Here is a 24,277-nt window from a genome sequence, read left to right as displayed (position 1 = left end):
CGATTAGGGCGCGCAGTTGCCCGCCTTGGTGAAGCCTGCCGCCTTCGCCTCGGCTTCGGAGGCGAACTTGACCTGGTTCTTCGGCGACACCTGGGCGTAGCTCGGGCAGCCTTGCGGCAGGTGATAGACGTGACTGTTGCGGTTGCCGATGATCGCGCCCTGGCTGGCCGCGGCGGGGCTATCGGTCTTGGCCGGTGCTGAGGGCGTTGACGGCGCTGGCTTGGCCGCCGGCAGAGGACTGACGATGCCGTCACCAACCGGCTGGTAGCCCAGCGTCCAGTGTCGCTCGCCGGACACGAAGGGGTTGCCATGGCCCATCACCGCGGCGATGCGACTATCCCGTTCGCGCTCCCAAGCGGTGACCGGTTGCTGCTTGTCCCAGGCCATGAGCAGTTGCTGTTGCTGGCGCGACATGTTCAGGCCGTAGCGATCGAACATATAGAAGGTGACCCGGGCGACCAGACCCTTGACCTCGTCGCGCGGTTCGGCGGCGCGTTCCTGGAAGTCGATCTTCGTCGTGCACCGGCCGTATTGCGGTTGCACGCCCTGGGCCATGCCGTAGTTGAAATTGGCCCGGTCCCCATTCACCTCGCCCACGGCGGGGTAGAGGTTGAAGAGGTCGGCCTCCATGGCGCGGAACACCGGGTCATCCGCCACGCAGTGTTCCCGTCCGCCGTTCTGCCAGCATTGGCGCTGATGACCGAAGGTCCAGGCCGGCACGATGTGCTCCCACTCGGTGCGTTCGCCGCGGGTTTCCTGCTTGCGCGCCTGGAAACCGCAGGAGGCGGCATCGACCCGTCCTCCGGATTTGCCGACCCACTCCCACTTGCAGCCGCAATAGAGGTCGCCCTGGGCGCTGGTGTTCTGATCGAAATAGACTTTTTGTCTGGCGATTACCTTGGCCTCGACAAAGGTATCGGGCGCCGCGGCGAGCGCGGAGGAGGCCACCAGTGTGGCCAGGAGAAGCGAAAGCAAAAGGCGCATGTATCTTCACAGCTCGATTAGGGCGCCGAATTGTATAGCTTTTGCCTCGCTGATAGCGGGTGCAGGGTACGGAAGTCTTGGGGAGACGCTCTAGCGCGGGCGGCGGTACAGCACCGGGTCGAAACTCAGCTTTCAGCAACAATGAGATTCGCTAAGATTTGTGAACCAAATCTCAAAACCTTGTCTGATGACGCAGTCTGCACTTCTGTCCGGAGTTTTCTATGAATGGCCCCAACCCCTGCTGTGATCTGGGCGGCATGAGCACCTCGGTGCTGGAAGATGAGCTGGCCGAGCGCAAGACGCGTCTGGCCGAGGCCCAGGCCGATGCGCAGCGCCAGTTCCTGTCCTATGCGGACGACCACGCCTGCATCGCCGTCCTGGAGCGGGCCCTGGCCAAGGCCTATCGGTTTTTCTAACGGTCCGCATGCCGACCCGTGGCGTGCGCTACTGGCCCAATAGCCTTGGATTCTGGTGGCGGAAGGGGCCGTTACAGGCGCCCCCTTGGCCAGCACAGCGGTGACCGCCGCGCTTCGGTACCGGGTCGAAAGACGCCTCAATTCTGGTTGTAGCAGCCATTGCCAGACACCAGATAGTCCAGCTCATGTTCCCGGCCGGCGTGATCCAGATAGTCGAGGTGGGCCGGCACGATTCCGCACTGGGCGCTCAGGTCGGTCTGGCTGACGACCTTGTCGACGTCGAGGTGGACGAAGAAACCGGGCTGGTCATGGATCGGAGCGGGATGGTCGGGAGCAGCCAGGGCGGAGCCGGTGGCGAGCAGACCGAAAAGACCGAGCAGGAGCGCTTTCATGGAGAGTCCTCTTGAAGGGGTGGGTAGCGAGTCGCTGACCGGGCCACTCTAGGAGGACAGGGGGGACGCCAGGCTGACCGGGTGATGACAAATCGGTCATGGAGGTTGTCGCCTGGCTGCGCGGAAGGCCGTGATGTTCGCGCGGCACCCCCCTAGCCTGCGGCCAACGCTCAGACCGAGCAGTCCAATGCCTTGCCCTGCACGCCGCGCCGCCCGCAGGCCAGCATGACGATCACCAGCAGGCAGCCGATCAGGATGGCGCCCGCGGACAGCACGAAGAGGCTGCGCCGGTCGTTGCCTTGGATGATCAGGCTCAGCAGGGTCGGGGCCGCGGCGGCGGAGGCGACCTGTACCACGCCGACCAGCTTGGTCAGGCGACCGCTCGGGTCGTGGGTCACGACCGAGGACATGTAGTAGGACAGCGCCAGGTTCCAGCCGAAGTTCATCAAGAACACCGCGAGCAGCAGATCCACGGCGGTGTGGATGCGCGTGGCCAGCATGTAGATGGCGCCGAGCACGGCCAGGGAGCCGGTGAGGATCATCGGTACGCGGCCCAGGTGCCGCCCGGCCACGCTGGGCAGGGCCGCACCGGGCAGGCCGCCGAGCAGCCCGATGCTGATCGCCCAACCGATGTCCACCGGCGCCACGCCAGCGTCGCTGGCGATGCCGTCGACGAAGCCCCACAGCGAGTAGATCGACAGTTGCAGGAACAGCATGCCGAGCAGCGAGCAGACGCCGATCACCGTCAGGCCCGCCCGCAGCGGCGTGTGGGCGAGCCGTTGTTCTTCCGGGCTCTGCCTGGCCGGCAGGCAGCCGCTCAGCAGGCAGACCAGGGCGAACCAGGCCGCCAGGTAATAGATCGCTCCGGCGAAGCCCTGCCACGCGGCGATCATCGGCATGAGCACCGCGCTGCTGGCGAACAGGGCGGTCTGCACGAACAGCAGGATGCCGAAGGACCTGTCCTGCCCCGGCATGCTGCCCAGCCAGTAGATGGCATAGGAGTAGAGCACGCCCGAGCAGAGGCCCGAGAGACCGCGCAAGGCCAACAGCGGATCGAGGGTGGTGACGCTGGCCGTCGCGGCGTTGGCGAACAGCAACAGCAAGGCCGTGCCCAGGGCGATGGTGCGCGGACCGAGGAAGCGGATCATTGGCAGGTACAGCAGTGTCCCGACGATGGAGCCGCACATTTCCACCGACATGGTCCAGCTCTGCTGCGCCAGGGTCAGGCCCAGGCGTTCGGTCAGCAGACCGATGAAGATCGGCTGCACGCCGATGACGAGGATCGAAGCGGCGGCGATGGCGATGCACGCGGCGCGCACCAGGGTTTGGTTGGCGATGGTCATGTCTATTACCTGCCGGCTCGGCCACGGACGGGCCTGCCGCTTCAGTGAAAAGCCTGGCTGCTATAGGGGTTGCCGGTCAGCTGAGGCGATAGCAGTGGATGGTGACCCTATCGACGGCGGGATAGCTCACCTTGCCGATCATCACGCTGCGGGTCAGCCAGTCGAGCCTGCCGCTGGCCACCTGGAAGCGCGGCGTGCAACTGCAGTGGTAGTCCTCTTCGGCGATGGGCCAGAGGCCCTGGGCGACTTGCGTGCGGCCTCGCTCGCTAAGGGTGATCAGACCAAGGTTGTGGATGTTGATCCACTCGCCCTGATCGCTGCGCAGGCTGTAGCGAGCGTCCAGCTCACCCACGCCGTCGCTGCGCTGCAGATAGAAATCCGCGCCACCGGCCAACACGTCGCCACGCACGTTCAAGCCTTCGAAATGCCCGCCGGTGATTCGATAGTTGCTGCGCTGGCCATCCGTACAAGCGCCTAGGTCATCGGCCGGGTCGATGAGGACGTGGAGGCTCAGTACCCACTCCAGCGTTGGTACGGCGATCTCGGTTGGTGTCTTGGTGGTCATCACGCTCTCCTGTGCCCCACGGGGGCTGTGGTGGCTGGTCAGTAGCGATAGGTGAAGTAGAGCTCGAGGGCGCTGAAGCGCTCGTTGTCGCCGAACGCCTGCCGGGCGGCGGACTTGGCCTGCACCCAGTTGTACGAGAGCGAGCTGTAGAACTGCCGGTTGGGCGTTCAGTCGAGGTACACCGCGGTCTCGTCGGCGAAACGCCGGTCATTGACCGCGGCGCCGCGGAAGTTGGCCTGGTCGAGCCAGAACTGGTAGTGGATGACGCCCAGGGTGAGGGTGTCGCTGAGGCGGTTCTTGAGCGAGAACTGCTGGACGCGCTCGTTGCTGTTGAACAGCAGGTAGTTGCCCACCACGTCGCCCACCAGCCAGGTGCTCCAGTCGATGAAGCCCTTGCTCAGCGGATCCCAGGCTTGCTGGCGGTTGTCGGTAGGGTTGTCGTCACCGGAGAAGACGGCGTAGCGGTACCCGAGGGTGGGGGTGAAGGGCAGGTCCTGGAACTGGTAGTCGGCCTGGGCATACCAGGCCTTGGCGTCATAGGTGAGGGCGCCGTCACCGCCGCGCTGCACCGCGTATTCGCCATTCAGGGTCAGGTTCGGCAGGCCTGGCAGGTGGCCACGCAGGGCCCGCAGGTTGTAGACCCGCATGCCGTCGCGGCGCGCCGCGTTGCTGTCTCTGTTGGCCAGGGTATCAACGGTCAGGGCCATGGCACCGAGGGTCACCTGGCCGTCGAGGTCGTAATCCAGGTTGGCGCCGCTCAGGCGGAAACCGCCATAGTGATCGTCGGTGCGCAGGGTGAAGGCCTGTGCCTGGACCGGGCCATGCCCCCACGCCAGGATCGCCGAGTCGCGGAAGGCGGTGCGCGGACCGAGCCAGTAGGCGCCATCGCCGAACAGATCGAGGTTGCCGTCCATGACGATGAAGCCGGTACCGACCATGAAGTTCTGGCGGCCGGCGGTGAATTTCCAGTCGCCCGCCTGCACTCCGGCATAGAGCTCTTCGGGGGCGAAGCGGCCGTCGGAGCCGCGGGTGAAGCCACCGGCATCACCGTCGCCAAGGGTGGTGGCGCCGACCACCGAGCCACCGGCGAGCAGGTGGACCCTGTCGCTGAGGGAGTAGTCGAGAGTGACGCCGGGTTTGACGTAGAACTCCTGCCAGGCGCTGCGGCGGCCGTCGTTCTTGCCACTGCGTGCATCCACGCGACCGGCGCCGAAATTGACGCCCCGGGTGGAGAGGGAGCCGGCGCCCACCGTCAGGTTGACGTCGCCTTTAAGGTTCTCGTATTCGAAGGGATAGCCCGCCAGGGCCGGCTGGCTGGCCAGCGGCAGGCCGAGCGCCAGCAGCACGCCGGGAAGGCGCTTGGTTGTGCACATATGAAGCTCCTGACTATTTTTCTTGTATTACAGGGCAGTGAAGGGTGGCCAGGATGGCCACCGGATACCTGTCGTAACAGGTGAGCGCGCGGGCAAGCCGGCGCTCGTCGATCTTGTTAGGGATGGATCAGTCGTGCAGCTGGGCAGCGATGGCGCGCAGCAGGCGTACGGTATCGATGTCCAGTTCGGTGATCGCCTCGGGCAGCGACGACTGCTTGACGATCACCACCTCGGAGGCGAAATCGACGAACAGGTACTGGCCGTGGATGCCACTGGCCATGATGGCCGGACTGTGGTCGTTGAAGACGTACCACTGGCTGCGGTAGGAGGCGCCCGGGGTCCATTCGGAGAAGTCCTTGTGCACGCCATAGATCCCCGGGTCCCCGCCGGCGGCGATGGCCTCGATCACCGCCGGGTCAATGACCTGCTGGCCATCGACCTGACCGCCGTTGGCCAGCATCAGGCCGAAGCGGCCCATGTCGCGCAGGGTGGCGTTGAAGCCGGCACCGGCGACGCTGCGACCCCAGGGGTCGGCCATGAAGTAGCCGTCGCGTTCGCAGCCGAGTTGCTGCCAGATCCGCTGCAGCTGCTCGGCGCAGCCCAGGCCGCTGGCACGCTCCATCACCCAGGCCAGCACCTCGGTGGTGGCGGTCACGTAATGGAAGAGGCCGCCGTGCTCGCATCTTTTGCGCAGCGACGGCAGGTATTGGTACAGGGATTCGTACTGGGCGTATTCGGGCAGGGCCGGCTTGAAGCCACAGGCGTAGCCGTACTGGGAACTCTCCGAGGCGGGATCGTCGTACAGCTCGGTGTAGTGAACGCCGACGGCCATGTCGAGCAACTGGCGGACGGTGGCGTCGCCGAAGGCGCTGCCGGCCAGTTCCGGCACATAGTGCTGGGTCAGTGCCTGGGCATCGAGCACGCCGTCATGGATGAGTTGCTCACCGAGCACCCCGATCAGCGACTTGGTGACCGAGAACATGATGTGGCGGTCCGTGGCGACCTGGCCGTTGAAGTAGCGCTCGTACACCACGCGGCCTTGGTGCAGCACCAGAAAGCCGTCGGTCTTGCTGGCGCGCAGATGGTCGAGGGCGCTGACGCGGCGGCCGCAGCTGCTCTGGAATCTCAGCGCTTCGAGGGCCACGGGTGCCTGGGCCAGCACCGCGTCCGGTCGCGATCCGGCGGCTACCTCGATGGTGGGGCGCAGGCGTGTCAGGTTGCGAAAGCCCCAGCGGTTGAACGGCGGCGACATCCAGTTGGCCCAGGTCACGCGCTGGTCCGGCTCGGCAGGAAAACCCTGCATCAGTACGGGCTCTTGTTCTTGTTGGTCGTACATCTCGCTGACTTCCCGATTCCGGGAAACCAGGGAGCGGTCGAGGATCTGGTTCATCAGACTCATCCTGGCAATTGCCCTGCGTAGAGCAGGTACGGGAAAATAATTAACCCTGTTAATTTTTTTAGTCAATAAAATATTTTTCGCGGTCAAGGCAAGCCCGCTATCCTTTCGGCCACAACCAGCAAGCAGGAGCGACGGTGAGCGGCCTACGCGAACGTCAGAAGGAATTACGCCGCACGGCCATCTCGGCCGCGGCGGTCATGCTGTTCCAGCGCCAGGGCTTTCGCGAGACCACGGTCGAGCAGATCGCCCGCGAGGCCGGGGTCTCCGCGCCCACGGTGTTCAAGTATTTCGGCAGCAAGCACGAGATCATCCTGGAGATGATCAAGGAGTCCGATCGCCGCGCCCTGATCGACGTGCGCCGGCACATCCGCGACTTCGCGGATCCCGTCGAGGCGCTCTGCCATCTGGAGCACCTCCTCGTCAGCTACGCACTGGAGGTGCTGCCCGCCGCGCTCTGGCGCGAACTGCTGCCGCTGGTGCTGGTGGGGGGCGACAGCGGTCTGCCCCAGGCCTACCGGCAGATGAACCGCGGCCTGCAGGGCGAGATCGCCAGTGTGCTGCGCGAGCTGCAGGCCGCCGGCAAGCTGCGCGCCGATCTGGACGTAGAGCTGGCGGCCTTTCTGCTCAACGATTACTCGCACCTGCAACTGCTGCGCCTTACGGCCAGTGACGAGATGGATCGGGAGGGACATGCCGCCAACGTGCGCAACACCACGCGCCTGATCTTCGAGGGCATGCGTGCGGTGCCGGGCTGAGGCGCTAGCAGCTTCAGTCAGGCCTGGACGAATTCGCGGGGGCGGCCCTATCTTTCAGCGGGTCACCTCTGCGATCGCCGCAGACACGTAGGCGAGCCTTTCCTCCGTCAGCCCCGCCAGGCACAGGCGGCCATTGTCGACCAGATAGATCCCATGATCCTGACGGAGCCGCAGCACCTGCGCCCGGGTGAGATGCGTATAGGAAAACAGGCCCCGGTGGCGACGGATGCGCTCGCCGAGTGGCAGGCCCGCCTCGACCAGCGCCTGTGCCAGCGACTCGCGCATGGCGGCGATGCGGGTGCGCATGGCGTCCACCTCGGTCCGCCAGAGATCGGCCAGTTCGCTGCCCAGGACCAGATCCACCAGCAGAGCGCCATGCCGCGGCGGACTCGAGTAATGCCGTCTCACCGTGGCTTGCAACTGGCCCAGGGCCTTGGTCGCCAGTGGCGCAGAAGAGCAGACGACCGACAGGGTGCCCACCCGCTCGCCGTACAGCGAAAAGTTTTTCGAGAAGGAATAGCTCACCAGGAAGCTCAGACCTGCGCGCTCCATTTCCCTGATGGCGAAGACGTCCGCTTCCAGTCCTTCGCCGAAACCCTGGTAGGCACAGTCGACGAAGGCGATGAGTTCGCGTTCGGCCAGTACCTGGATGACCGCCAGCCACTGGGCGTTGGTCAGATCCAGGCCGGTGGGATTGTGACAGCAGGGATGGAGCAGGACGATGCTGTGCCGGGGGAGGGTGCTGAGGGTGCCGAGCATGGCCTCGAAGGCGAGCTCGGCTGAGGCCGGCCGGCAATAGGGGTAGGTGCCGACGGTGAAGCCGGCCCCGGCGAAGAGGGCGAGGTGATTGTCCCAGGTCGGGTCGCTCACCCAGACCCCTGAATCCGGAAACCATTGACGCAGGAAGTCGGCACCGGTCCGCAGGGCGCCCGATCCGCCCAGGGTCTGGATGGTCGCGATCCGCCCCTCCGCCAGCGCCTGGCTCTGGTCACCGAACTGCAGGCGCTGAGCGTTCAGGCGATAAGCGTCGTGACCCGCCATGGGAAGATACATCGAAGGTGCCGGCGCTGCTTTTCTCAGCTGCTGTTCGGCCGCCGCCACCGCCTGCAGCACCGGTAACCTGCCCTGCGCATCCAGATAGACCCCGACACCCAGATTTACCTTTTCGGGTCGGGTGTCGTCCTGATAGGTCTTGATCAGCGACAGTATCGGGTCGCCCGGGTACTCGGCTAGGTGTTCGAACATGGTTGTACGGATATCCGATTGGCAGGGTACGGCGACCTGGATCGAGGCGCTATTCACGGCATTGAGCCGAACGCACCGGGTACCTTTCGCCGATCTCAGCATGGATTTGCACAGGCATTTTCAGCTGTGCCTATAGTGAAAAGGCTAGCATGGGCCCGCTCACGCCAGCCGTAGCAGGTGAGCCGCAGAAAGGCCATATCAGGGCGATTTCCATGCTTTCCGGCGGGGCGCAGGTCCGCAGCTCGATGCGAGTCTTCCGTGTTGGACGTTGCCGCGCACGCCGTTATTGAAGGCTATTCAACAAGAAAGCTATCACTCAGGGTGGTTATGAATATCTCGGGTTTTTTGACGCTTGTAGGTTGCTATCTGCTGGGCTCTGGTATGACGAACGTCATAGGGGGCATTCCGGCCAGTGTCCTGGGGATCATCGTTCTGTTCACCCTGTTGATGCTCTTGCGCAGGGTGCCGGAAGGCGTGGAGACCATGGCGGGCAATCTGCTCAGGTACCTGCCTTTGATGCTCGTGGTGCCCGCGGTGGGAATCGTCGATTTCAGCGGTATCGAGGCCTCGGTCTGGTTACGCCTGGTGCTGGTCATCGCCCTGTCTCTGCTGGTCACCGTTCCCTTGTGCGGCTGGCTGCTGCAGTACCTGATCGGTAGAAACAAAGACCATGTCTGATCAAGCCCTGGCGCCCCTGCTGGCCTTGTCCCTGACGCTCGCGGCCTATCAGTTGGCGCTCGCGCTGCAACAGCGCCTGCGCCTGATCATGCTGCAACCCGTGCTGATCACCACGGCGATCGTCGCCACTGTGCTCTGGGTCGGGGGGATTCCCTACGAGACGTATCGCGGCGCCAGCGGGATGCTCTCGATGCTGCTCGGGCCCACCACCGTAGGCCTGGCCGTTCCGCTCTACAAGAACTTCCCGCGGGTGGTGGCACTCTGCAAGCCGCTGCTGATAACCCTCACGGTAGGGGGCGTCGTGGGCGTTTCCCTGACCCTGGCGTTGGGCTGGCTGTTTGGCTTGTCGGAGACCCTGCTGATGAGCCTGGTGCCGAAGTCGGTCACCATGCCGATCGCCTTGCCGCTGGCGGATCATTTCGGTGGCATCGCGCCCTTGACCGCCGTGATCGTGATGCTGACCGGCGTCATCAGCACCACGCTGGCGCTGCCGCTGCTCAAGGTCTTCAAGGTGGAAGATCCCGCGGCTCGCGGCTTGACCCTGGGCATGAACGGCCATGCCATCGGCACGGCTCATGCCTTGCGCGAGGGCCAGGAAACGGCAGCCTTCTCGGCGCTGGGCATGATTCTGTTGGGCATCGTCACCGCGCTGGTGCTGCCTCTGGTGCTGGGCTTCTAGGTTGCAGGTAGGGCAGGCTCGCCGGGGCCTGCCTGGCGCGGAGAGCCGAGCAGAGGGCCCAAGCCAACCGCCTTGGACGCGCCATCAACTGCCGCTCAGTCATCATTCTTGACACTTCGTGCAATAACCATTGCCAGCCCAGACCCTGTCCGGAAGATGATGGCGATAGGCCAGTCGGTATTCGGCAGCCGTGCTTACAGGGACAGACGTGATGGGCATGGAAGACAACGAATCTCAGACCCCGCTCCAGCGGCTGGGGCAGCTGAATCTGACCAGGCTCATGGAGCAGGCTCGCATCGATCGAGACTTCATGAGTCGAGTGGTGACCGTACTGGAAGAGTGCGGTGTCGATGATCGTACCGACGAAGAAAACAGCCTGCTCGAATGGGCGCGTGCCTACCAACGGCGGCCGGGTAAAGACGCTGGCGGATAGGCGGCTTCACACAGCGCCTGTCATTCCACTCGCGCCCGTGCATCTCGGTCTGGCAATGCTGCTCGGGAAATCTGTCACGGCGTTTCGCCGGCTCCTCGCCCGGGACCCGGTGAAAGGTCGAGTCGACAGGGGCGGTGAGTCAGGATTGGCGGGTACCGTCGCATGAGCTGCCGTTGGTGACCGAGTCCAGTTCCAAGGGCGCCAGCAAGGCGGTTTCCGCCACCAGGTCGGCAACTCTCTGATTGAGATCATGTACCGCCTGCTGCACGGCTCGGACGTCCGGGTCATCGCAGTCGACCTGGCTCAGCTGGCTGGCGTTTTCCTGGAGTTGGCGATGAAGGCCAAGTAGCGCTTCGCGGGCTTGGCCTTGGGGATCAGGGTGCATGATCAGGTCTCGAACATCGATCAGGTAAATGGCACCAGGCCACTATGATTCGCCCGTTCGAATATCGCAATAATCATTTGGGCGATGTCGCTGGATTTCGACGAGTGGCCGGTGCGCCACGATCTTCACAGCCTGGTGGCCCCTGGCTTGACGTGCCGAAGGATAGGACTGACGACTCACACGCCTGGTGAAAGTGCCCAATCGTGACGTCGGGCCGCAGTGACAGCGCGGTGCTGTTCTCCAGCCGATCTGATGTCAGGCGCCGCGCTGGCCGATGAAGGAAGCCAGATTTCTTCAATATGGCTGTCTTGCTCTCCGAGGATGCGCTACGACGCAAGTGGCACGTGGTCAGGTACCGGTGAACTCTGAGCCGCGGTCAGCTCAGGAACAGTCAGATTGATTTCGAAGGCCAACTGCCGATGCGGACACGCAAGGGGGCCAAGATCGACTGACCTGCTGGCGGAGATTCGCCAGCCCAGCTTAGGGACGTCGATGGCCCGGTGCAGCGTGACAGGACTGTCTAAGGGATCAATACCGATGCCGGCGGCTTGCAGAAGACCCAAGGCCAGCGAGGCGGCAGTTCATAATGTGGCAGCGGTAGGGGGGACCGAGAGAGCGTCGATCTTCTACGACCTTCCATGGCTATCGACGCCGCCTCTGTCGAAGGGGTTATCAGAAGCGAAATGCCTGACGACCGATCAATAGCCACTGGCCATTCTGCTTCTGCCAGATCTGAAAATTCTCGATTTCAGTTGGCACGACTTTTCCGCTGTTTACAGCCTGGGCCGAGAAGTGATTGCGAACCAGCGCGACATCCCCCGACAGGGTGATCTTCTGGTTGAGCATCTTCAGTTCGTTGAACGCGCTCTTCCCCGTCTCGATGTCGGCGATGAACGCCTGCTTGTCCTGAATGTTGCCGCTTGAATGCCCATACGTCAGGTTGTCAGCGGTCAGTGCCTTGAGTTGCGCTATGTCCTTTTGCCACATGGCTTGGGTCAGCTTGTCCACGGCGGCAGCTACGTCACTTTCATCATGGGGAGCGGCGGCGACATAACCGGTGAACAGGCAGAGGAAGCCTACCAGGAGCGTCAGCTTTTTCATGTCGAGATTCCTTTGTTGTAGTTATTGGAACGAAGCGAGGCGTCGCCGATGATTTTGTTTGTCCGTCATCGTACAACTGAATTAATTCTGCCTGCCTGACAGGCGTGAATGCAACCGCTCGTAACTCGCCATCCCGGGGTGCGCGGTGATGTGATAGGGCGCATGGGTGAAGATGAGTTCGCTGTCGCTTCGACGTGCAGCGATAGCACCGACGCAGCGGCCATTATCCGACGTCTGCTCGATAGCCCGAAGGCGCCTTTCGACAACCACGGCGCGGATGTGCGGGTCGCCACGTCGATTGGCATAAGCCGCTCGGGGCCAGGGGCGGCAACAGCCAGGGGGCGCGTAACGGATCGTACGAGGTTCACGATCGGGCGACGGACTCCATCGACTGACCGGCGCCTGCGTTTGCGCTTCGGTCGAGTGACGTCCTGCGGTCCATGGCATGAGCCGAGCCGTCAGCACGAACCTGCACGCCGAACGGTCGGACGGTTTCATCGCCAAGCCGCGACTCATGGCGCGTGCCCTCAATGAAGCCACGCAGCGGGTACTTGACGATGAGATACAGCCGATCGAGGTCTCGCCCGTCCTGGGCGTCGTTGCCTCGGTGACTCACGTGGGAAAGCGTCACCCGCAGATCCTTGGCCGCGCCCTGCTGGACCCGGTAACGCAGGTCGAGATCTCGCTCCCAGTGGCGTCCGCCCGCCTCCAGTGAACGGGCATAGGCGCTGTCAGCACTGGTATGGGTACTGTCGATGCCCCGACCGCTGACGTACCGCGCCATCACACTCAAGCCGGGATGACCGAATACCGCGAGATCCAGATCGTACCGCGCCTGCCAGGACCGCTCGCCGGCACCGTTGAAATCGGCGTATTTGACCGAGTTCGCCAGGTAGATAGAGTCGCCACCCACGAAGTCGAAAGGGGTCCGTCCTTCGACCCGTTGGTAAGCCAGGGTGAACGTCTGAGCACCGATGCGATGGCTGCCTAGCAGGCTGTAAGCGAGCGTATCGATCGCGCCAGCGGTGGCAGATCCCTGGTCCCGCGTACGGTAGGCGTTGGCCTCCAGCGTCCAGCGGGCATCGCTCATCCTGAGGTTGAGATAGTCCTGCCGCCAACGGTCATCCAGTTGTGCGGCGTAAAGGGCAGCGCTGAACGTCCGGGTGACGGCGAAGCGCGCGCCGACGAGGCTGACGGCACTGCCGCGGGTAGAGACTCCTGCTCCTTCCAGATCGTCATGAGAAGAGCGACCAGCCTGATTCTTGAAGCCTGTGAAGTGTCCAAGTTGCAGCTGCATGTCGGGTCGTGGCGTACCCTCGAGCATCCATCCGGTGGCGTATTCCGGTTGCAGGCGCTTGTCAGCCGTATCGAAAACGGGCGTCTCGACCATCATTTCGCCATAGCGAAGTTGATAGGTCCCCATTCGGACTTTCAAGGCTCCACCAGCGGACGCGTAATTCCCACTACGCCCCTTGCCATCGACCGGCAGCAGTCCAGTACCCGTGTGTCCGCGGCCGCCATCGAGCTTCAGTCCAAGGAAACCGTGTACATCGAAACCCACGCCAAGCACCCCGTCGGTGTAGCCGGAGCGCAGCTCGCCGATGACGCCCTGCGCCCATTCCTGCTGATAGCTCTGCTGGACGGGACCGACCTCGTCGCGCAGGTCGCTGTGCAGGAAGTAGTTGCGCAGCAAGACATCCCAGCTTGCGGGAGCGGGTGTTTCGGCCGCGGCGGCGGACTGGCCAGTGGCCGTTGCCAGCAACAGACCCAGCAGCCAGCCTCGCAGGACCGAACCCTGCCAGCGCTTTCCCAGGTAACGATGCCCGAGCACTCGCCTACCGGTCGCCACTGCGGTGGAGGGGGCTGACGGCAGGTCTGCCGTGTGCAGGTGGCGGTCGAGCAAGGTTGCGGCGGCGCTCATGGGTATTCCTTATGAACGAACGGAAGGGCTATCGCGGACGAAGGGGATGAGGGCGGCGGAAGGGCTGGCGCGCTATGGGGTGTCAGCGCTGAGCCAGGGATTCAGCGCGCGGGTGGCCAGCGGCATGAAGAGGTACACCACCAGCACCACGATGCTCAGAGTGATCAGCAGGTTGCTCATCAGGTAGCCGGCGAGCCAAGGGGCGACGCCGAATACGGGCCGCCAGAGGGCGGGTACCAGCAGACTCAGGGGCAGAATGACCAGGAAACTGACGACCACCTGTTTCCAGCGTGCAGGTGCCTGGTCGGCCTCCCGGGGCGCGAACCAGAAGTCCTTGCCGAGCTGGATTTCGGTGTTGTCGCCATCCTGCAGCCACGGGCGTGCCTGACTGACGAGCCACTGACGGGCAGAGGATTCGAGCCATAGCTGCAGGTGCTGCATCTCGTCGAAGCGCAACACCGAGGTGAAATCAAGGACATCTCCATGGCGTTCGCGGCCTACGTCCACCCCCAGGTGGCCCGGGAATTGACTGGCGGCCTCGATGGTCTGGTGCAGCCAGGCTTCGTAGCGCTGTTCGTGCTGTGGGTGGACCTGGTGGCGCACGACCAGGGTCGCGGTAGTGGAAGAGGGATTCACGAGTAGGACTCCTGCCTGGGCAATGGAAGTGCCAGCACCGCCCGAGACGGTGGGGCTGGCAGTGGCTCAGACGGCCGCGGCGAGCGGCGCCAGGGTGGGGCCGTGAGCGACACGCTCGGGGGCCTTGTGCACCATGGTGTAGGCATAGTCGACACCCATGCCGTAGGCGCCGGAATGCTCCTTCACCAGGCCCATGACGGCGTCATAGGTGTCGCGGTTCTTCCAGTCGCGCTGCCATTCCAGCAGGACCTGCTGCCAGGTCACCGGGATCACGCCGGCCTGGATCATGCGCTGCATGGCGTAGTCGTGAGCGGCCTGGGTGGTGCCGCCCGAGGCGTCGGCGACCATGTAGATCTCGTAGCCGGCGTCATGCATGGCGGAGAGGGCGAAGGTGGTGTTGCACACCTCCGTCCAGAGGCCGGAGACGATGATCTTGTTGCGGCCATTACGCTTGAGCGCATCGCGCACCTTCTGGTCGTCCCAGGAGTTCATCGAGGTGCGCTCGAGCAGCGGCGCCTCAGGGAACACGGCGAGCAATTCGGGATAGGTGTGGCCGGAGAAGCTTTCGGTTTCGACCGTCGTGAAGATGGTGGGCACATTGAAGATCTTGGCGGCCTTGGCCAGGCCGACGGTGTTGTTCTTCAGCGTCTGGCGATCGATGCTCTGGACGCCGAAGGCCATTTGCGGTTGCTGGTCGATGAAGATCAGCTGGCTGTTCAGGGGAGTTAGGACTTCGGTTTTGGAGTTGTTCATGGCTTCACCTATCGATTGAGTGTGGTTTGGGCTGTGCTCCGTGCGGCGATCTCGGCGGCTCGCCCTCAAGGGGGCGACGGCCTCGTTCGCAGCGGTTGTGACCGGAACTGGTATCCAAGGTAAGGGATCGATCGAGGCTGTGCTTGTGCACTTTTGCACCTTTGAAAGCGCAAGTTTGCGCCATGAAAATCGTCAGTGCGCTGCTAGGGTTTGGCCTTCCAATCACCCGGATTCCGCATCGCGAATCCACTTTCCGCGAGGAACAGGCAATGGCAGCAGCACACTTGAAGGACAAGGACACGGCGTACTGGGGCGTACCGTGGGAGCAGGCCTACGGCTATCCGCAGGCCCGTAGGGTGGGTGACGAAATCTTCGTCTCAGGGCAGTTCAATCATGACGCAGACGGCAATCTGGTAGCGCCCGCACCGCTGGACAGCGAGGGTCGCCCCAGCGATTTTTCCACCATGGGCGAGCAGATGCGCACCGCCTACGACAACATCGCCAGACTGCTCGCGCTCTATGGCGCAAGCCTGGAAGACGTGGTCGAGGAGACTCTCTATGTGCTGGACATGGACGCCGCCTTTGCCGTCGTCGGTAAGGTGCGCAAGGCGGCCTACGGTTGTGAGGCGCCGCGCTGCGCCAGCAACATCATTGGTGTTTCGAGGTTGGCCCAGCGCCCGCAGCTGATCGAGATCGCCTGCCGGGCGGTGATTGGCAGTCGCGCGTGCTAGGTAGAGGCTTCGCTGTCTTCGAGCGCAGTGGCAAACGGGCGCTGACCTTCCACCAGCGCCTTCTGCTCGGCTACCGCCGCCGCACAGAACGCCATGAAGGCCTTTACCCGCCAGGACTTGCGGATGTCCTGATGAGTCAGCAGCCAGAGTTCGTCGTTGAGCTCTGGCACCACCGGCCCCACGCGCACCAGACCGGGCGTGCTGTCGCCCAGCATGCAGGGCAGAAAGCCGAAACCCAGCCCTGCCACGATGGCCGCACTGGCGGCGGCGACCGAATCAGTCCGGTAGGAGACGTCCTCAGGGGCAACTCGGCATTCCAGGTAGGCAGCCGCCTTGAGGTTGGCCAGGGCGGAGGCGTAGGACACCCAGGCCTGGCCGGCCGCATAGGGATCCTCCTGCCGCACCCTGTTGCGACTGCCATAGGCGGCCCAGGCAATGGTGGCCAGCCTGCGACCGACCAGACTGTCGGCGGGCTTTCTGGTGGCCCGGATCGCGATGTCGGACTCGTCCCGTGCCAGACTCAAGGTCTGATTCCCCACCAGCACCTCGATGGTCATGCCATCGTTCGCCGCCTTGAAGTCGGCGATGATCGGGGTCAGGAAGTACAGGAGCAGCGAGTCGCTGGTAGTGATCCGCAGTTTGCCCAGTGGACCCTGTGCAGCGCGGGAGACACGTCGTGCGACGCTGACGATATCCAGTTCGACCCGCTCGCCCAAGGCACGCAGTTCCTCGCCTTCGACCGTCAGCTGATAGCCTGAGCGACGGTGGTCGAACAACGCGACGCCCAGGGTTTTCTCCACCTGCGCCACTCGCCGGGAAACGGTTGAGACGTTGATGCCCAGTTTCTTGGCGGTAGCCGCACGGTTGCCGGACTCGCTGAGCGCCTTGATGATGCGCAGGTCGTCCCAGGACAGCTGGTTGACCGCCGCCCCTACATCCCAGCGCGCTGCAGCCTGATCAGGTTGGCTTGGAGAAGCCGGTTTTGCTGAAGCGTCCACACCGGAGGTTTCCGTCTGCTGTTGACGGGCATCATACGAAAAAGGGTGCTGCGGAACCAAGGTGACAACCAAGGGGGTAGATCTTCCAACAGAGGATCAGGCCCTACGCGTGGGGCCATCCAGCATTCGGCATCTACACGGGTTGCCGCGCGCTTCTGCAGCTTCGAACGTCCCGATTAGCGCTCGTCATGGTCCGATCAGCCGGGCTTCTTCTCCAAAGGACCAGGACGTTAATTAACGTAAATGTGCTGGATTAACGTTAATTAACGCTCAGGCGACATCTCCCCCGTTTAATCTTCTCGCCAGCGTGTCCGTCCATTTGCTTGTGCACTGCAACAGTGCCCCAGCTGGACGATTGTTGCGACGGTGTCGTACGCGGCAGCCGATTCGACGGCGCGCACCATTGGCGCGTACCGATGGACGGAACATTCAGGCTTGCCGGTCCGCGCGTTGGCGGATAGCGCCGTAGCCTTGAACCACGGGACCGACGCGTTAATGCCAATTTCAATAGTAATACTATCGATAGATAACTGACGTCATACTTTGATCGTCAGCCACTACCGAGCCGGCTAGGAGCTTATGATTCGTCTAGGGGATGTGTGGGTATCGATCGAGCGCCGTGAGGCGTTTCGCCACGACCAGCCGGTTCGGCTTGGCAGCCGCGCCTTTGACCTGCTCGAATGTTTGCTGGCAGCGCCTCAGCGGTTGCTTACCAAAAACGAACTCATCGAAGCGGTATGGCCGGATACGGTGGTCGAGGAAAACAACCTCCATGTCCAGATGTCTTCGTTGCGCAAGCAGCTGGCGCTGGATCGCGATCTGCTCGAAACCGTGGCCGGCCGTGGTTATCGACTGAATCTGCCCATCGCACAGCTTGCCTCCGCCAAGGACCATCCGCCAGCGGTCGCCAAGGCGGATGACCGATCGCCCGACTGGAGAGCCCTGGCTACCGTGCATATCGTCGACGATGAATCGACGGTACGTAACGGCCTGGTTCGCCAGCTTAGATCGGCGGGGTTCAGCGCGCTCGCCTACGCCTCCGCCGAGGCCTACCTGTCGACCTGCTCCTTCGAGGATCCCGGCTGTCTGCTGCTGGACGTGCGCCTGAGTCAGAGCAGCGGTCTGGATCTGCAGGCGGAGCTTGCCCAGCGTGGTATCAAGGTGCCGATCGTCTTCATGACAGGCTTCGGCACCATCGACCTGTCGGTACGGGCCATGAAGGCGGGAGCGGTCGGCTTCATCACCAAGCCCTTCGACGAGTCAGCGCTGTTCGACAGCCTGCAGGAAGCCCTGGAAACGGCGCATCGTCTGCATGTGCAGGCGCGACGCGAAGATGCGATCCGCGCGCGCTTCGCCACCCTGTCGCCGCGCGAACAGGAGGTTTTCGGTCTGCTGGTCGAGGGCCGACGCAACAAGGACATCGCGCTGGCGCTGGGACTCCAGGAGGTCACCGTCAAGCTGCATAAAAAGCACATCATGACAAAACTGAGCACACGCACCCTAGTGGAGCTGGTCCTGCTGGGTAGAATGGCGGGAAGGCTGCCTGATAGTGCGACGCTCGACATCCAATCCGCCTGAACAGGCACTGGATTCGGCGTACCGTTCGGCACTTCGTATCCTCCGCTCAAGGCTGCCCATGGACGCCGTCTGTGTCGTTGATGATGAACTATCCGTCCGCAAGGCGGTGGTGAATCTGCTCAAGTCGGAAGGCTATCAGGCGGTGTCCTTCCCGTCGGGAGAAAGCCTGCTGAATTCCGAATGGAAGGCGCGGGCCTCCTGCCTGCTCATGGATCTGAACATGCCAGGTCTGTCAGGCCGGGAGACCTATGGGCAGCTGTGCATCGCGGGCTACCGCATTCCCATCGTCTACATGTCGGCCGAGGCCGAGGGGGTGGATGTCGAAGCGGTGCGCCTGGATACCAGCGTTCAGTTCCTCGCCAAACCCTTTACCGCGGAAGCGCTGCTCGCCACGCTGGCTCGGGCCACGGCGCCCTGGGAGTCCTGATGGCAGGAGGACTCGATCGGCCCTGGTGCGATCGCCTGGATTTCAGCGATGAATGGCCGAGCAAGGCGACCTGGATCGCGATCGACGAGGTGGACGGCCTGCACCGCTGGCGTACCTATGACGAGCGTACCCGGCGACCCTGGTTGTTGATCACCTCGGCCTCCGCCCAGGTCAACGATCCACGGCTGGATCGCGAATATGCGCTGACGCCGCGCCTAGCCGCGGCCTGGGCGGTACTGCCACGTGCCTTGCTCAATACCGCCAATGGACCGGTGCTGGTTCTGGACGATGCGGACGGCGTACCGCTGTCAGCCCTGAGGGCCGTCGATCTACCCATCGATCGCTTCTTCCGGCTGGCCATCGCCGCGACTGCCGCGCTGAACGACGTACACCAGGCGGGTATCCTGCATCGGGACCTCCAACCCGGGAATCTTTTCTGCGGTGCCGGGGATTCGGTGCGTATCACCGGTTTCGCCTATGCCGCCGAGACCGAACGCGTGCCAGGCGCGGGAAGCGACATCGGCTCGTCGAACCTGGCGTATCTGGCACCCGAACTCGCCAACGGCGGACAGGCGGCGGCCACGGTCCGCAGCGATCTCTACGCCCTGGGTATCACGCTGTTCGAACTCGCCACAGGTGACCGACCCTTCGAAGCGGTCGATGCGCCCAGCTGGCTGCACACTCACCTGGCGGTCGAACCACCCTCGGTGACGTCGCGGCGAAGTGACCTGCCCAGCTGTCTGGATCCGCTCATCGCTCGCCTGCTATCCAAGCAGCCGGGTTTACGCTACGCCTCGGCACTGGAGCTCGAGGCCGAACTCCGGCGCTGCCATGCCGATTGGCAGGAGGCCAGTCGCCCGAGTCGGGACGCCTCTGACGTATCGATACAGGTGGCGGAGGCGTCCCCACGCGCCTTGATCGGCAGGACGCAGGACCTTGGGCTACTCCAGGACGCCCTGGATGACCTGCTGGCGGAGCAGGGGGGGCTCGTGCTCGTGAGTGGCGAAGCCGGGCTGGGTAAGACGGCGCTGGTGACTGGATTCTTCGCGAATGCGCCCGGACGACAGCTGTATGCGATGGGCAAGGGCAGGGCGCTGGGACATGCCAGCCCCTATGGTTTGCTCGCCAATGCGCTCTCCTCGCTATGCAAGTCGCTGCGCGACGATCCACGCCAGAGCGGCGAATACTGGGCGTCGCGACTCAGGGTGGCGATCGGCGAATTCGGCAGCGCCGTCACGCGGCTGGTGCCGGAACTGGAGCAACTCGTAGGACCTGCGCGCCTCAGCGTGACGCCCAACATGAGCGAGGCACGCCGTCACCTGCATGGCACCCTGCAGCAGCTGCTGCAGGCCGTAGCCACGCCCGATCATCCCCTGGTGCTGTTTCTGGATGACGTGCACCGGGCCGATGCCGAGTCCCTGACATTCCTGCGCGAACTCGAGCCCGGGCAATTCCGGCACCTGTTGCTGGTGGTCGCCTATCGAGCCAGTGCCTTGCGTCCCGAGGCGGCCGCGGCGGCCTTCCTGGCGCATTGCCGCTCACTGAGGTGCCGGGTCAAGGAGGTGCCGCTGGCACCGCTGGATGACCAGGCGCTGACCGAGCTCCTGGTGCAGGAGACCTTCCTCACCGACGCCGAACGGGCGTTCCTGAAGGCGAAGATCGGGCAGGACGGCAGCGTGAATCCGCTGTACTTCCGCCAGGCCGTGGCCGCGTTTCGCGAAAATGCCATGGGCGCCGACATCCCTTCCGGTGGCATGTCCTCGCTGGTGGACCTGCGCGTCGAAAAGCTGCCGATGCGTACGCGCGAGCTGATGGAAAAGCTCGCGCTGCTGGGCAATGAAACCGCCGTGGCGGAGTTGGCGCTGATTGCGGAGCTGGATCCGGCATCTGTCATTCGCTGGCTCAAGCCGGCGTTCGTGGCGGGCCTGATCGTCGAGCACCGCGCCGGATTGTCGTTCGTCCACGATTCCATCTGGGAAGCACTGGCAGCACGGCTGGCACCCGGTGCCCGGCAGGCGATGCATCAGGACTTCGCCCTGCGCCTTACCGCCGCGGTGGCCTCCGGCGACCAGCCCAGCCTGGTCCACCGTGCGGCGTCCCATGTGCTCGAGGTGCCTGCCGATGCCTTTCCCGCGGAACAAGCGGCGGCCCTGGTAGCCCTGCTGGTGGAGGGCGCGCAACAAGCGCGTGGCCTGGTGGCACCAGCGGTCGCCCTGGATTATCTGCACTATGCCGAGCGACTGAATCCCGTGCTCGCTGTCGGCGATGAGGAGCCGGCCTCCCAGGTCAGGGTCCTCTACGGACAATGCCTCATCCTCAATGCGTCCTACGAGGTGGCCAAGGACTACATCGACACGCAGCTGCAGGCAACTCGCCGCGCCGACCATCGCGCCGAATTGTACCGGCTGCGCTGCGAGATATTTTCGCTGCAGGGGGACTACCGGGGGGCGCTCCAAACCCTGGCGCAGGGCCTCGCCCACCTGGCGCCTGACATCGACCTGCTACTGTCGGATCATGCCGCCGAAGCCTTGGGCCGGAGCGTCGCCGAATCGCTCGGTACCGACCCGGCAGCTGCCTTCGGTCAGCTGGCGCCCTTGACGGACGAGCGCATCAAGGCGAGCGTCGACCTGCTGCGCGCAGCCATCGTCCCAGGTGCCTTCGTCGAACCCAACCTGATGTGGGTGGCCGCCAGCCAGATCCTTCGGCTGACGCTCGCGCATGGACTCAGCGTCGCCGGCGTCGAGGGGCTTGCCTGGTTTGGCGTGGCGACAGCCCATCATCTGGGACGGCATGGCGATGCCTTCCGCTACGCCGAAGTCGCCTCCGAACTCAGTGCCGAGCCGCGCTTCACCAAGGCGCGCGGCGCGGCCCTGATCGCACTCGAGCGGGTGAGCGTCTGGACCAGACCATTGCCCTATTCGGTGGAGTGTGCCGAGTCCGCCTACCGGTTTCTGGTGTCAAAAGGCAGTCCTAGCTTCGCCTGCTATGCGAACAACCACATCATCTCCGACCTGATCGTGCTGGGTGCGCCGATCGAACGCATGCTCCGGCAGATCGATACCGGTCTGCAGTACGCGCGGCACCTCGAATTCACCGATGCCCAGAGCATCCTTTTCATCCAGGCGCTCTACATTCGCCGGCTGGCCGGTGACATCGGCAAGTCCATCCCCATTCCCGATCATGCGGAGCTTGCGCAGCGCGTCGCCCGCTCGCAGATGGGTGAGCTGCACTTCCTCTGGGAGCTGTTCGAAGGGCTGTATCTGTTCCTGGACGGCAATCTTAGTCGAGCGGCGGGGCATCTGGATCGGGCCTGGGCGCTGGCTTGGGCGGCCCCTGTGCACGTCCATCTGGTAGATCTGGCGCTGTTCACGGTGCTCACCCGCGCCGCTCTACAGACCCAAACCGGCACCACCGAGGATTTCAGTCGCCCGCTCCAGTGCCTGAGATCCGCAGCGGAGCTGAACCCGCGCTATTTCGGCGACCGCCTGGCGCTGGCCGAAGCCGAGATCCAGCGCATCGAAGGTAATCATCTGCAGGCCCTGCTGCACTACGAGGACGCGATCGACAAGGCCACCGCCTGCGGGGCGATCCACATCCAGGGGCTGGGCCACGAGCTGGAAAGTCGCTGCCTGGCCCTGGTCAGCATGCATTACGGGGCTCGGGTACACCTGCGACTGGGGCGTGACGCCTGGTGCCGGTGGGGCGCCAAGCGCCTGGCCGAACGCCTTGAATTGACCCATCCCGATTTGCGGGAAGCGCCCGCCTTGGCGCCCAGCCTTGCGCTTCCGGGCAAGCATGAACTCGACGTTCTCGCCATCACCAGGGCCTGCCAGGCGCTCTCACGGGAGATCGAGCCGGAAGCCCTGATCAAGACGCTGTTGGCCAACGCAACTACCCACGCTGGCGCGACCTTCACCGCGCTGTTGCTAGGCGCCGAGGATGACCTGGAGGTCGAGGCCATCGGCGTCGCCCAGGCCAGTGGCGTGGAGGTAAGGCTTCGAGGCGAGCTGCCCCGTGACCTGCCAATACCTCGTTGCCTGGTCCGGCATGTGCTCGAACATCGCGAGCCGCTCGCCATCAATGGCACCGAAGCCCTGCGCCGTTTCACCCAGGATCCGCACCTGTTGGAGCTCGAACGCGGCTCGGTGGGCTGCATTCCCCTGCTCAAGCAGAACGGGGTCATCGGCGTGCTCTATCTGGAAAACGCCCTCATTCCAGGTATCTTCGAGCCGGCGCGCGTGGACGTCCTGGAGCTGATCGCTGCCCAGGCTGCCATTTCGCTGAGCAACGCCCAGCTCTACAGTGACCTCAGCGCCGAGAACGAGCGGCGGCGAGCCAGCGAAAGCACCTTGCGGCGGACGCAGGCCCTGCTGGCGCTGGGCCAGGCGGTGAGTCGCTATGCAACCTTCTCCTGGAAGCCCCAGGCATCCGCCTCGCTGTGGTCGCGCCAGCTGCTCGATCAGCTTGGCTTGCCTGCCCCGGGTGATGCCGGCTACCTGCACGACGCGGCGCTGCTGGTTCATCCGGACGATCGAGAAACGTTCGGCGAGCAGTTGCGCCAGGGTGTCCACAGCCACGATGCCTTTCGTCTCAAGTTCCGGACGGTGGCACTCGACGGCAATCACCATTTCCTGGAACTGGCCGGGGAGCCAGACGACACGGGCAATGGCTTCATCGGCGTACTGCTGGATATCACCGAACGCAGCCAGACCGACATCGCGCTACGTGCCGCCCGCGGTGAACTGGAGCGGACCTCCCAGGCGAGCGTGCTGGGCGAGCTGGCAGCATCCATCGCCCACGAGATCAATCAGCCGCTGGCTTCCATCCTGTCCAATGCCGGTGCGAGCGTGCGTTGGCTGGATCGGGCGGTCCCCGCAGTGGAAGATGCCTTGGAGGGGATTCGCGATATTCTGTCCGAGGGTCAGCGAGCGGCGGACATCGTCAATGCCATGCGCTCCCTGGCGCGCCAGGCGCCTCCGCAGCGCCAGCCGATCGCGGTAGATGGCGTCATCAATCGGGTGCTGTCCGTCACCCGGGCGGATATTCAGGACCAGAACGTGGGGCTGGTCATCGACATTGCCCCTCATGCCTATGCTCTGGGCGATGCTACTCAGATCCAGCAGGTGGTGCGCAACCTGATCATTAATGCGGTCGAGGCGATGCAGGATCTGCCGCCTTTGCGGCGACGGCTGTACATTTCAGCCCGTCCGGTGCGTGAAGACATCCTGGTGATCGTGCAGGATAGCGGGCCTGGCGTTGCGCCCGCCTGCGAAGATCGCGTTTTTCAGGCGTTCTACACCGACAAGCCCACCGGGATGGGAATGGGCCTGGCCATCTGCTGGTCAATCATCAGTGCCCACGGTGGCTCGCTGCGCTGTACCCGCGGTCGGCGCGGGGAAAGTCTGTTTTTCTTCACGCTGCCGCGCATGGGGGAGGGGATCGCCCAACTTCCTGCAGCCGCGCTTAAATGACCTTTAAGAACGTT

Annotated in this window: 21 protein-coding genes and 2 pseudogenes; 10 read left to right on the top strand and 13 right to left on the bottom strand. The window is 63.9% G+C overall.

The features are described from left to right. Positions 1-3 precede the first annotated feature (3 nt). Positions 4-975: an endonuclease gene (locus C722_RS0115615; RefSeq protein WP_026083883.1), complete on the bottom strand. Its 972-nt coding sequence runs from the start codon at positions 973-975 to the stop codon at positions 4-6. A 230-nt stretch (positions 976-1,205) separates the two neighbouring features. Between C722_RS0115615 and C722_RS0115610 the strand changes: the two genes are divergently transcribed. Beyond that, positions 1,206-1,400 (top strand): hypothetical protein, encoded by a 195-nt coding sequence (locus C722_RS0115610; protein WP_017641404.1) that lies wholly within the window; start codon positions 1,206-1,208, stop codon positions 1,398-1,400. Between the two features lie 137 nt (positions 1,401-1,537). On the opposite strand, the gene C722_RS0115605 is transcribed toward C722_RS0115610, so the two are convergent. From C722_RS0115605 to C722_RS0115585, 5 genes and pseudogenes are all read right to left on the bottom strand, one after another. Then, positions 1,538-1,792, bottom strand: coding sequence for a DUF2790 domain-containing protein (locus tag C722_RS0115605; protein WP_017641403.1), 255 nt, complete (start codon positions 1,790-1,792; stop codon positions 1,538-1,540). Positions 1,793-1,962: 170 nt separating this feature from the next. Beyond that, positions 1,963-3,135, bottom strand: coding sequence for an MFS transporter (locus C722_RS0115600; protein ID WP_017641402.1), 1,173 nt, complete (start codon positions 3,133-3,135; stop codon positions 1,963-1,965). Positions 3,136-3,211: 76 nt separating this feature from the next. Continuing rightward, complete coding sequence (locus C722_RS0115595) at positions 3,212-3,700, bottom strand: DUF3237 domain-containing protein (RefSeq protein WP_017641401.1); 489 nt, start codon at positions 3,698-3,700, stop codon at positions 3,212-3,214. 38 nt (positions 3,701-3,738) lie between these two features. Beyond that, positions 3,739-5,073 (bottom strand): annotated as a pseudogene (locus tag C722_RS25025) (alginate export family protein). 127 nt (positions 5,074-5,200) lie between these two features. Beyond that, complete coding sequence (locus C722_RS0115585; protein WP_017641399.1) at positions 5,201-6,463, bottom strand: serine hydrolase; 1,263 nt, start codon at positions 6,461-6,463, stop codon at positions 5,201-5,203. Between the two features lie 143 nt (positions 6,464-6,606). Here C722_RS0115585 and C722_RS0115580 point away from each other — a divergent pair, with 143 nt between their 5' ends. Continuing rightward, complete coding sequence (locus C722_RS0115580; RefSeq protein ID WP_017641398.1) at positions 6,607-7,227, top strand: TetR/AcrR family transcriptional regulator; 621 nt, start codon at positions 6,607-6,609, stop codon at positions 7,225-7,227. A 54-nt stretch (positions 7,228-7,281) separates the two neighbouring features. Here the strand turns inward: C722_RS0115580 and C722_RS0115575 are convergent, their stop codons facing one another. Continuing rightward, a complete protein-coding gene (locus tag C722_RS0115575; protein WP_017641397.1) occupies positions 7,282-8,472 on the bottom strand; it encodes an amino acid aminotransferase in 1,191 nt (396 codons plus the stop codon). A 327-nt stretch (positions 8,473-8,799) separates the two neighbouring features. On the opposite strand from C722_RS0115575, the gene C722_RS0115570 reads away from it, so the two are divergent. The 3 genes from C722_RS0115570 (at position 8,800) to C722_RS0115560 (ending at position 10,262) form a co-directional block, all read left to right on the top strand. Beyond that, positions 8,800-9,150, top strand: a complete 351-nt coding sequence (locus C722_RS0115570) for a CidA/LrgA family protein (protein WP_017641396.1) — start codon at positions 8,800-8,802, stop codon at positions 9,148-9,150. Then, entirely contained in the window at positions 9,143-9,829 is a 687-nt protein-coding gene (locus C722_RS0115565; protein WP_017641395.1) for an LrgB family protein, read from the top strand. Before C722_RS0115570 ends, C722_RS0115565 begins: the two co-directional genes overlap by 8 nt. A 217-nt stretch (positions 9,830-10,046) precedes the next feature. Beyond that, positions 10,047-10,262: a hypothetical protein gene (locus C722_RS0115560; protein WP_256204539.1), complete on the top strand. Its 216-nt coding sequence runs from the start codon at positions 10,047-10,049 to the stop codon at positions 10,260-10,262. A gap of 139 nt (positions 10,263-10,401) precedes the next feature. Here the strand turns inward: C722_RS0115560 and C722_RS0115555 are convergent, their stop codons facing one another. Then, on the bottom strand, positions 10,402-10,647 hold the full coding sequence (locus C722_RS0115555) for a hypothetical protein (protein ID WP_017641393.1): 246 nt from the start codon (positions 10,645-10,647) through the stop codon (positions 10,402-10,404). 672 nt (positions 10,648-11,319) lie between these two features. Next, on the bottom strand, positions 11,320-11,748 hold the full coding sequence (locus C722_RS0115550; RefSeq protein WP_017641392.1) for a nuclear transport factor 2 family protein: 429 nt from the start codon (positions 11,746-11,748) through the stop codon (positions 11,320-11,322). 108 nt (positions 11,749-11,856) lie between these two features. On the opposite strand from C722_RS0115550, the pseudogene C722_RS27100 reads away from it, so the two are divergent. After that, positions 11,857-12,054 (top strand): annotated as a pseudogene (locus tag C722_RS27100) (diguanylate cyclase domain-containing protein); the annotation flags it as partial. A gap of 58 nt (positions 12,055-12,112) precedes the next feature. Here the strand turns inward: C722_RS27100 and C722_RS25020 are convergent. The 3 genes from C722_RS25020 to C722_RS0115535 all read right to left on the bottom strand — a co-directional run bounded on the left by C722_RS25020 (position 12,113) and on the right by C722_RS0115535 (position 15,058). Then, complete coding sequence (locus tag C722_RS25020; protein ID WP_017641391.1) at positions 12,113-13,669, bottom strand: OprD family outer membrane porin; 1,557 nt, start codon at positions 13,667-13,669, stop codon at positions 12,113-12,115. 72 nt (positions 13,670-13,741) lie between these two features. Beyond that, positions 13,742-14,305: a hypothetical protein gene (locus C722_RS0115540; protein ID WP_017641390.1), complete on the bottom strand. Its 564-nt coding sequence runs from the start codon at positions 14,303-14,305 to the stop codon at positions 13,742-13,744. Between the two features lie 66 nt (positions 14,306-14,371). After that, complete coding sequence (locus C722_RS0115535; RefSeq protein ID WP_017641389.1) at positions 14,372-15,058, bottom strand: hydrolase; 687 nt, start codon at positions 15,056-15,058, stop codon at positions 14,372-14,374. Positions 15,059-15,327: 269 nt separating this feature from the next. Here C722_RS0115535 and C722_RS0115530 point away from each other — a divergent pair, with 269 nt between their 5' ends. Next, positions 15,328-15,789: a Rid family hydrolase gene (locus tag C722_RS0115530; protein WP_017641388.1), complete on the top strand. Its 462-nt coding sequence runs from the start codon at positions 15,328-15,330 to the stop codon at positions 15,787-15,789. On the opposite strand, the gene C722_RS25015 is transcribed toward C722_RS0115530, so the two are convergent. After that, a complete protein-coding gene (locus C722_RS25015) occupies positions 15,786-16,787 on the bottom strand; it encodes a LysR family transcriptional regulator (RefSeq protein WP_051226159.1) in 1,002 nt (333 codons plus the stop codon). The two genes, C722_RS0115530 and C722_RS25015, sit on opposite strands and share 4 nt — an antisense overlap. Before the next feature lie 579 nt (positions 16,788-17,366). On the opposite strand from C722_RS25015, the gene C722_RS25010 reads away from it, so the two are divergent. Genes C722_RS25010 through C722_RS0115510 form a run of 3 tightly spaced genes read left to right on the top strand, consistent with a single transcriptional unit; the run spans position 17,367 to position 24,263 of the window. Continuing rightward, the gene (locus C722_RS25010; RefSeq protein ID WP_037064049.1) at positions 17,367-18,365 is read left to right on the top strand and encodes a response regulator; all 999 of its coding nucleotides are present in this window, start codon (positions 17,367-17,369) and stop codon (positions 18,363-18,365) included. A 58-nt stretch (positions 18,366-18,423) separates the two neighbouring features. Continuing rightward, positions 18,424-18,792, top strand: a complete 369-nt coding sequence (locus C722_RS0115515) for a response regulator transcription factor (protein WP_017641385.1) — start codon at positions 18,424-18,426, stop codon at positions 18,790-18,792. Then, positions 18,792-24,263 carry an AAA family ATPase gene (locus C722_RS0115510; RefSeq protein WP_017641384.1) on the top strand — a complete coding sequence of 1,824 codons (5,472 nt, stop codon included), beginning with the start codon at positions 18,792-18,794 and terminating at the stop codon, positions 24,261-24,263. Before C722_RS0115515 ends, C722_RS0115510 begins: the two co-directional genes overlap by 1 nt. The last annotated feature ends 14 nt before the right edge of the window (positions 24,264-24,277 follow it).

Origin of the sequence: Pseudomonas sp. 313 (assembly GCF_000316965.1) — a bacterium.
Classification (GTDB): Bacteria; Pseudomonadota; Gammaproteobacteria; order Pseudomonadales; family Pseudomonadaceae; genus Chryseomonas; species Chryseomonas benzopyrenica.
This window is presented reverse-complemented; position numbering and strand designations above follow the sequence as displayed.

Excerpts from the sequence above, each read along its gene's own strand:
- C722_RS0115515 (WP_017641385.1), top strand. The coding sequence starts at position 18,424 with ATGGACGCCGTCTGTGTCGTTGATGATGAACTATCCGTCCGCAAGGCG.
- C722_RS0115570 (WP_017641396.1), top strand. The coding sequence starts at position 8,800 with ATGAATATCTCGGGTTTTTTGACGCTTGTAGGTTGCTATCTGCTGGGC.
- C722_RS0115610 (WP_017641404.1), top strand. The coding sequence starts at position 1,206 with ATGAATGGCCCCAACCCCTGCTGTGATCTGGGCGGCATGAGCACCTCG.
- C722_RS0115605 (WP_017641403.1), bottom strand. The coding sequence starts at position 1,792 with ATGAAAGCGCTCCTGCTCGGTCTTTTCGGTCTGCTCGCCACCGGCTCC.
- C722_RS0115600 (WP_017641402.1), bottom strand. The coding sequence starts at position 3,135 with ATGACCATCGCCAACCAAACCCTGGTGCGCGCCGCGTGCATCGCCATC.
- C722_RS0115560 (WP_256204539.1), top strand. The coding sequence starts at position 10,047 with ATGGAAGACAACGAATCTCAGACCCCGCTCCAGCGGCTGGGGCAGCTG.
- C722_RS0115565 (WP_017641395.1), top strand. The coding sequence starts at position 9,143 with ATGTCTGATCAAGCCCTGGCGCCCCTGCTGGCCTTGTCCCTGACGCTC.
- C722_RS0115595 (WP_017641401.1), bottom strand. The coding sequence starts at position 3,700 with ATGACCACCAAGACACCAACCGAGATCGCCGTACCAACGCTGGAGTGG.
- C722_RS0115550 (WP_017641392.1), bottom strand. The coding sequence starts at position 11,748 with ATGAAAAAGCTGACGCTCCTGGTAGGCTTCCTCTGCCTGTTCACCGGT.
- C722_RS0115510 (WP_017641384.1), top strand. The coding sequence starts at position 18,792 with ATGGCAGGAGGACTCGATCGGCCCTGGTGCGATCGCCTGGATTTCAGC.
- C722_RS0115535 (WP_017641389.1), bottom strand. The coding sequence starts at position 15,058 with ATGAACAACTCCAAAACCGAAGTCCTAACTCCCCTGAACAGCCAGCTG.
- C722_RS25020 (WP_017641391.1), bottom strand. The coding sequence starts at position 13,669 with ATGAGCGCCGCCGCAACCTTGCTCGACCGCCACCTGCACACGGCAGAC.
- C722_RS25010 (WP_037064049.1), top strand. The coding sequence starts at position 17,367 with ATGATTCGTCTAGGGGATGTGTGGGTATCGATCGAGCGCCGTGAGGCG.
- C722_RS0115585 (WP_017641399.1), bottom strand. The coding sequence starts at position 6,463 with ATGAACCAGATCCTCGACCGCTCCCTGGTTTCCCGGAATCGGGAAGTC.
- C722_RS0115530 (WP_017641388.1), top strand. The coding sequence starts at position 15,328 with ATGGCAGCAGCACACTTGAAGGACAAGGACACGGCGTACTGGGGCGTA.
- C722_RS0115555 (WP_017641393.1), bottom strand. The coding sequence starts at position 10,647 with ATGCACCCTGATCCCCAAGGCCAAGCCCGCGAAGCGCTACTTGGCCTT.
- C722_RS0115575 (WP_017641397.1), bottom strand. The coding sequence starts at position 8,472 with ATGTTCGAACACCTAGCCGAGTACCCGGGCGACCCGATACTGTCGCTG.